This is a genomic window from Moorena sp. SIO4E2 (genome assembly GCF_010671945.1).
Lineage (GTDB): Bacteria > Cyanobacteriota > Cyanobacteriia > Cyanobacteriales > Coleofasciculaceae > Moorena > Moorena producens.
This window is the reverse complement of record NZ_JAAHIE010000002.1, coordinates 43,940-50,173: the sequence shown is the minus strand read 5'-3', so window position 1 is coordinate 50,173 and position 6,234 is coordinate 43,940. Positions and strand designations below refer to the sequence as shown.

The 6,234-nt window shown below is 44.3% G+C and carries 8 protein-coding genes; 3 read left to right on the top strand and 5 right to left on the bottom strand.

Translation table 11 applies throughout. From position 1 onward, the window contains the following. From F6K37_RS00845 to F6K37_RS00835, 3 genes are all read right to left on the bottom strand, one after another. The coding region (locus F6K37_RS00845; RefSeq protein ID WP_287247552.1) for a tyrosine-type recombinase/integrase at positions 1-938 on the bottom strand (938 nt) is incomplete at its 3' end. 289 nt (positions 939-1,227) lie between these two features. Then, positions 1,228-1,668 carry an NUDIX hydrolase gene (locus F6K37_RS00840; protein WP_008179972.1) on the bottom strand — a complete coding sequence of 147 codons (441 nt, stop codon included), beginning with the start codon at positions 1,666-1,668 and terminating at the stop codon, positions 1,228-1,230. Then, a complete protein-coding gene (locus F6K37_RS00835; protein WP_008179970.1) occupies positions 1,658-2,110 on the bottom strand; it encodes a hypothetical protein in 453 nt (150 codons plus the stop codon). The genes F6K37_RS00840 and F6K37_RS00835 overlap by 11 nt, the downstream gene beginning before the upstream one ends. 190 nt (positions 2,111-2,300) lie before the next feature. On the opposite strand from F6K37_RS00835, the gene folD reads away from it, so the two are divergent. The 3 genes from folD to F6K37_RS00820 all read left to right on the top strand — a co-directional run bounded on the left by folD (position 2,301) and on the right by F6K37_RS00820 (position 5,143). Continuing rightward, positions 2,301-3,164 carry a bifunctional methylenetetrahydrofolate dehydrogenase/methenyltetrahydrofolate cyclohydrolase FolD gene (gene folD, locus F6K37_RS00830; protein WP_008179967.1) on the top strand — a complete coding sequence of 288 codons (864 nt, stop codon included), beginning with the start codon at positions 2,301-2,303 and terminating at the stop codon, positions 3,162-3,164. Between the two features lie 371 nt (positions 3,165-3,535). Next, positions 3,536-4,465, top strand: coding sequence for a geranylgeranyl diphosphate synthase CrtE (gene crtE, locus F6K37_RS00825; protein WP_008179964.1), 930 nt, complete (start codon positions 3,536-3,538; stop codon positions 4,463-4,465). A gap of 222 nt (positions 4,466-4,687) precedes the next feature. Continuing rightward, on the top strand, positions 4,688-5,143 hold the full coding sequence (locus F6K37_RS00820; RefSeq protein WP_008179962.1) for a divergent PAP2 family protein: 456 nt from the start codon (positions 4,688-4,690) through the stop codon (positions 5,141-5,143). Between the two features lie 59 nt (positions 5,144-5,202). Here F6K37_RS00820 and F6K37_RS00815 read toward each other — a convergent pair whose 3' ends face one another. Then, a complete protein-coding gene (locus F6K37_RS00815; protein WP_008179960.1) occupies positions 5,203-5,850 on the bottom strand; it encodes a hypothetical protein in 648 nt (215 codons plus the stop codon). 54 nt (positions 5,851-5,904) lie between these two features. Further along, on the bottom strand, positions 5,905-6,228 hold the full coding sequence (locus tag F6K37_RS00810) for an MgPME-cyclase complex family protein (protein ID WP_008179959.1): 324 nt from the start codon (positions 6,226-6,228) through the stop codon (positions 5,905-5,907). Positions 6,229-6,234: the final 6 nt, after the last annotated feature.

Genomic DNA, 6,234 nt, shown 5'->3' with positions numbered 1-6,234 from the left:
GCATGTCCCAACAAATCTTGCACTTGCCGTAACTCAGCACCAGAACGCAGAGCTAAGGTACCTGCCGTATGTCTCAAGCTATGGGCTGATATAGTTCTTCCTGGTGTTTGCTTAAGGTTAGTTTGCTCTAAATAGCTATCTACAACTAGCCGAATCCCCCGCCGGGAAATCCGCTTGCCACCCGCCCTGTTTCCAACAGCTATAAATAAAGGACTGGATGGTTTGACCACTTCCCCATTTTCTGCCCTTGCTTCGAGATAAGCCATTAGCAAGTCAGCAAGATCTGGTGTTAATGGCACTATTCTAATATTACGCTTCCCTTCGACCCGAATTCCCAGATTACCCCCCTGCTTAACTACATCAGAGACATTTGCTCGATGTAACTCAATGCTACGGGGACCTTCCAATATCATGATTGCCAGCAGAAGTTTATCCCGCTTTGCCTTAAGGCTACCATCATTCACTATCGCTCCTAACAACTTCTCAACTTCAGGCTTTTCCAAATAGGTAATCCTTGCCGCCGGGTCCAGCTTTTCCCGTGGCGGTTTCACCCCAAGAGCTGGATTGATCGTAATCAGTCCTTTTTCCACAGCAGCTTGATAAAAACGCTTGACAACTGATAACTTTAGTGATACCGTTGCTGGCTTAAATTTTTTAGTTTCTACCATCCAGCGGCGGTAACGCTTAATGTCGTCTTTAGTAACTGCGGCTGGATGAAGATTTATGCGATCGCACCAGTTCACAAATTGCTGAACCTGGCGGCGGTAGGTATTAACAGTATCAGCCGCAGCATCTCCTGCTGCCACATCGATATCCAGGAAATCAGCAAAAGCCTCCAGTAGGTTTGCTGTAGTAATGGTCAGGTGGTCAGCTTGAGGGGTGATGTGGTTTGGGGTATGAGTATCCACGGTGCCATTAATGTGAAGTTGCTCGCGCATTTAGTACTATTATAGCCTATTTAATACTGATAAGCACTGTTACCGGAATTATTTAACCAATTAAAGGCAATTCATCAATCGCTTTTTAGTCGCGGTTGTGCAAAGAAATGCCCAAGATCACAAAAAGGACAACAAGCATGCTCGATCGCGCAACGTGACCTATGGTCAATCATGCTGTGTTGTCCGTGAAAGGTTGAAGGTTTAAGGTTATCCAGTTGTTCGCCTTTGGCCCTGGGTTTAGGGTAGGTGATCTGGTTGTTCTTGCCCAGGTTTCCGGTTAAAAGGGCGCTTATACCAAGCTCGATCGCTTCTCCAGAAAATCCAGTAGAATACGCTGATGAGCAGGACCAAGGGGTCGCACTTGACCAGCCTTGGCAGAATAAGACTCCCCCTGGCGAATCTGCTCAGGAGTCAACAACCCCATATCCCAGCCTTCCCCTAAGACCAATTGTGAGACTTCCACGGTCAGGGGTACTGCAAAAACATGACGTAACACATGGGGTTCAGGATAATGGCCAAACAAAGATGCTGAGGGTAGTGCATAGCTAATTTCTTCCAGCAATTCCCGCCTGAGAGCTTCGATTGGGGTTTCTCCGGGTTCTATGTGCCCCCCAAATAAACCCCACAAACCGGGGTAAAGAATACCAGGAATATTGTCCCGTAGCTGCATCAGAAACTGACCTTGCCGATAGAGAATAGCGATCGCTACTTGAACTTGCTTACTGCTCATCTGTGGGTCTTGGAAGTAAGGGGGACTTGGGTTGATAGACTTGCCGTTGTAGCTGCTCAAGCTCTTGAATAAAGAATTCACCCAAATCTTGTCCAGCAATGGGAATGCTTTGAAATTGAGCCTTACCGTGGATCAAGACTTGATCACCGATATTGGGCAAAGTTCCCTGAGAGACTACCCAAATGGTACTAGTTGCATCTTTGAGTTCATAAGCATTCGCATCTAAAAGTGGTGCTTGATTAGTAACTTTACCCCGAAGGTAGACTGTATCGATAGTATTCTGATTTTGTGGTATTTCACCGATTTTTGTGACCTTTACACCAGGGTAGCTAATATTAAGCTGATGAATGCCATTATGGGCTAAGGGACTACAGCCAACAGTCCCGGCTCCTACAAGTAAAACCCAAAACGGTAAAAGAGTTGACCAATACTTAGTTGGCATATTGAAATCCTATGATGTTTTCAGTTGTCAGTTGCCAATGAACTCTGTTTGGAGGAGTGAAAAAGGAAGTAGGTTGAAACTTGAATGTTCGTTCCCCAGCCTAAGGTAAGTCGCTCCATGCATCTACAATGTTCTAACCCAAGTAGGCAGCATCTGTACACCCGTCTACACTGTTTAACCCAATTGACCAATGACGAACATACTCGATGGTAAGACCATAGCTAAAAAAATTCAGACCCAGCTGCAAGAACAGACACAGAAGCTGATGTTGAAACATGGACGACCTCCTGGATTAGCAGTGTTGATGGTAGGTGACAACCCTGCTAGCGCTGCCTATGTTCGTAATAAGGAACGTGCCTGTGCTAAGGTGGGCATTGCTTCATTTGGTCGTCATTTTCCCAGTAACACCTCCCAAACAGAACTCGAGGAAACCATTAACTCGCTCAATCAAGATCAGCGTGTAGATGGAATTCTGCTCCAGCTGCCCTTACCCGACCACCTAGATGCTGTTTCATTACTGCACCAAATCCATCCGGATAAAGATGCTGATGGATTACACCCTGTTAATCTAGGTCGTCTGCTGCGGGGAGACCCTGGTTTACGTAGCTGTACACCAGCAGGGATAATGCGCCTGTTGCAAGAGTACCAGATTAATTTGTCTGGTCAAAAGACAGTAGTGGTAGGACGTAGTATTTTAGTAGGTAAACCCCTAGCACTGATGCTACTAGAAGCCAACGCTACAGTAACAATTGCTCATTCGCGCACCCAAGATCTGGGGGAGCTGACACGTCGCGCTGATATTTTGGTAGCAGCTGTGGGACGACCTCAACTGATTACCAGTGACATGGTAAAACCAGGTGCTGTCGTAATTGATGTTGGTATCAATCGCGTTAGTGATCAACAAGAAAAATCTCGTCTTCTGGGAGATGTCCACTTTGACTCTGTTCAGGAAATAGCCCGATATATTACCCCTGTCCCTGGTGGCGTCGGACCGATGACAGTGGCTATGCTACTAAATAATACGATCCTTAGTTATACAAAGAGGTATTCTTGAACAGTTTTGCTCTCGTGAAGATTGACAACAATCAATCAAACCGTTGTTTATGATTAAAATAATTTCATGTCACAGCAGGCCTGGTCAACAAAAGAACTAATTAAGAAGACTGAAAGCTATAAAATATAAAACTATTATAAATCTGTGTTGTAAGTTTTACGAACATATTAAATGTTGGGTTTGAGAGGGTTAGACTCTAGTTTAGCGCTACTGATAAATTTCATAAATTTCAAAACTCGACAATCCTAATTAGCATCAGTAAAGAGTTTTGTTCATCAAACGAGAAGTAGGAGAATTAGACAAGGTAGTTTCAAGAAGACCCCCAGCCCCGTAAAATTGTTAGAGGAATCAGATAATCAAGGAATCAAGGCATGGTAGCGACGGAGGGGCGACCTACCCCCAAGAGGGAATCCCCAAGTTTAGACTTACTAACTTACTTAAAAGAGCGAAAGGCTCTAATTGAGTCAGCTTTAGACCAGGCTCTGCCCCGAATGGAGCCGGACAAAATTTACGAGGCAATGCGCTATTCTCTGTTGGCTGGAGGTAAACGCTTGCGCCCGATTCTGTGCCTAGCTACCTGTGAGCTGATGGGTGGCACGGTGGAGATGGCAATGCCAACCTCCTGCGCTCTGGAAATGATCCATACCATGTCATTGATTCATGATGACCTACCAGCAATGGACAATGACGATTACCGTCGGGGTAAACTAACTAACCACAAAGTATTTGGTGAGGACATTGCCATCCTCGCAGGTGATGGTTTATTAGCTTATGCATTTGAATATGCGGCGGCTCAAACTAAAAATGTACCAGCTCCCCAAGTTTTGCAGGTAGTTGCTTGGTTGGCTAAAGCAGTCGGAGCATCGGGATTGGTTGGGGGTCAAGTGCTTGATCTCGAATCAGAAGGTAAGTCGGATATTAAAGAAGAAACCCTCTCCTTTATCCATACTCATAAAACTGGTGCTTTGCTAGAAGCCTGTGTAGTTTGTGGTGGAATATTGGCAGGGGCAACGGCAGCTAACTTACAAAGGCTATCCAAATATGCCCAAAATATTGGTTTAGCATTTCAAATTGTCGATGACATCCTAGATATAACTGCTACCCAGGAGGAACTAGGTAAAACAGCAGGTAAGGATATTAAAGCACAAAAGGCTACTTATCCTAGCCTATGGGGGCTAGAGGCATCAAAAGCCAAAGCCCAGGAGCTGGTGAATGAGGCAAAAGCTCAAATTGAATCCTTTGGGGAAAAGGCTCAACCCCTGATTGCGATCGCTGACTTTATTGTGAATCGCACTCATTAAGGTACTTGGTATTGGGGTAAGGCCAACGAAAGTTAAAGGATGAAGTCTTTAATCCTAGCCTACAGGAACACCAAAAACAAATATACTTCATCCTTAATTATACCCTAGAAGGGACGCTATCGGGGGAACATACTTCATAACTTCATACTTGATCCTTCATCCTTAATCGTTTCCCCAATGCTGAGTTACCGATGACCAATGACCAATTTAAAGTAAATAATTATGCAGGACTTTAGCGACATCCTAAACAACCAGGTGTTGCTGGTTGCGCTCATCGCTTGTCTGGTGGCTCAACTATTTAAATTTTTGGTTGATCTAACCAAAAATCGCAAACTTAATCTTCGGATACTGGTGACTGCTGGTGGAATGCCTAGTTCTCACTCAGCATTCGTCACTGCCTTAGCATTTGGTGTAGGACAAACGGTGGGATGGGCTTCTCCAGAATTTGCGATCGCTTTAGTGTTTGCCATCATAGTCATGTATGATGCTGCTGGTGTCAGGCAAGCTGCCGGTAAGCAAGCTCGAATTCTCAACCAAATTATCGATCAGTTTTTTAGCGAAGACAAAGAGTTGAAAGAAGACCGCCTTAAGGAATTATTAGGTCATACACCCTTTCAGGTGCTTGTTGGTTTGGTGTTAGGTATCGCTATTTCTTGTATAGCAGCAACGGCTTATTAATCATGTTAATTAGTAATTTTAATTAGTAATTTGCCATTAACTAGTTCAAGCGGAACTAGTTAAAAGCGAACCACCTTACGTTTTAGTAGGGTAACTCGGCGACTATCAACAACCATTGCCCAAAACCCCCCTGCGCTCAGTCGCCTTAAGATTGAGTTAGCTTGGGTTTCACTAGTTGTGTGTACTGTCAGTAAGTAAGGTCGCTGAGCATAAGAAACCAAGCCAACATTGACGCCCAGTAGTTGCTCTAGTCGGGATGCCACTTCTGGTTGATTGAAGTAGTCCACCAGAACTGCATAACCATCACCCAATCCCTGAGGAGTATAACCTTGTATAGTAGCAGTCTGTATAGTATTAGGCTGGCTTGACGGTGGAGATTGAACTACAAAAGCTGAGTATCCAACTACCTGATCCAGATAGCGTGCCCAATCTTTAGCATCGTTAATCCCTCTGAAACCCCCAACGCGAGTTACTATGTCTTCCAAATATTGACAAAAATTAGTTTTTGCAGTGTTGGGTAAAATTCGTTGAATTTGTTCGTGATTTTTCCTAGTTCGGCTAAGCACTAACAAAATGTACTCACCGTTTTGTGGTGGTTGGCATTGAGGAGTTATTGGTTGAGCATAAACCGAATCAAAGACACCAGCTAAAGCAGCCAGTGCTATCGATAAAATTTGTAAAATAAACTGTATTGTTTCCCTGGTCATAGATGATTAGAAAGTAGACCCATAGCCACTGTCTTGGAAGCAAAAAACTAACCATCAAACTGATGCCAGAGACGCTAGAGGGTCAGGTATACTATCTGATGGTGCCTGAAATTCACCAGTTTTGACAAATTCTAGGCGCAGCTTTAACCAGGTGATGAACTTAGGATTAGTAGAAATTATCGCCGTTGCTGGTTGCGGACATTCCTGCTTGACCTGGGACATTTGGGAACTTTCCAAGAATGCTGGCTGGTTGACTAACCAAAAGTCTATTTCTTTTTCCTGTTCATGGTAGTGCCTGGTACGTTCCCGAAGTACTTCCTCCAATGGTTCTTCTTCAAGGAATTGTTGACTGGCTAAAACGTAGTAGTAAGTTTGCATAGTTTC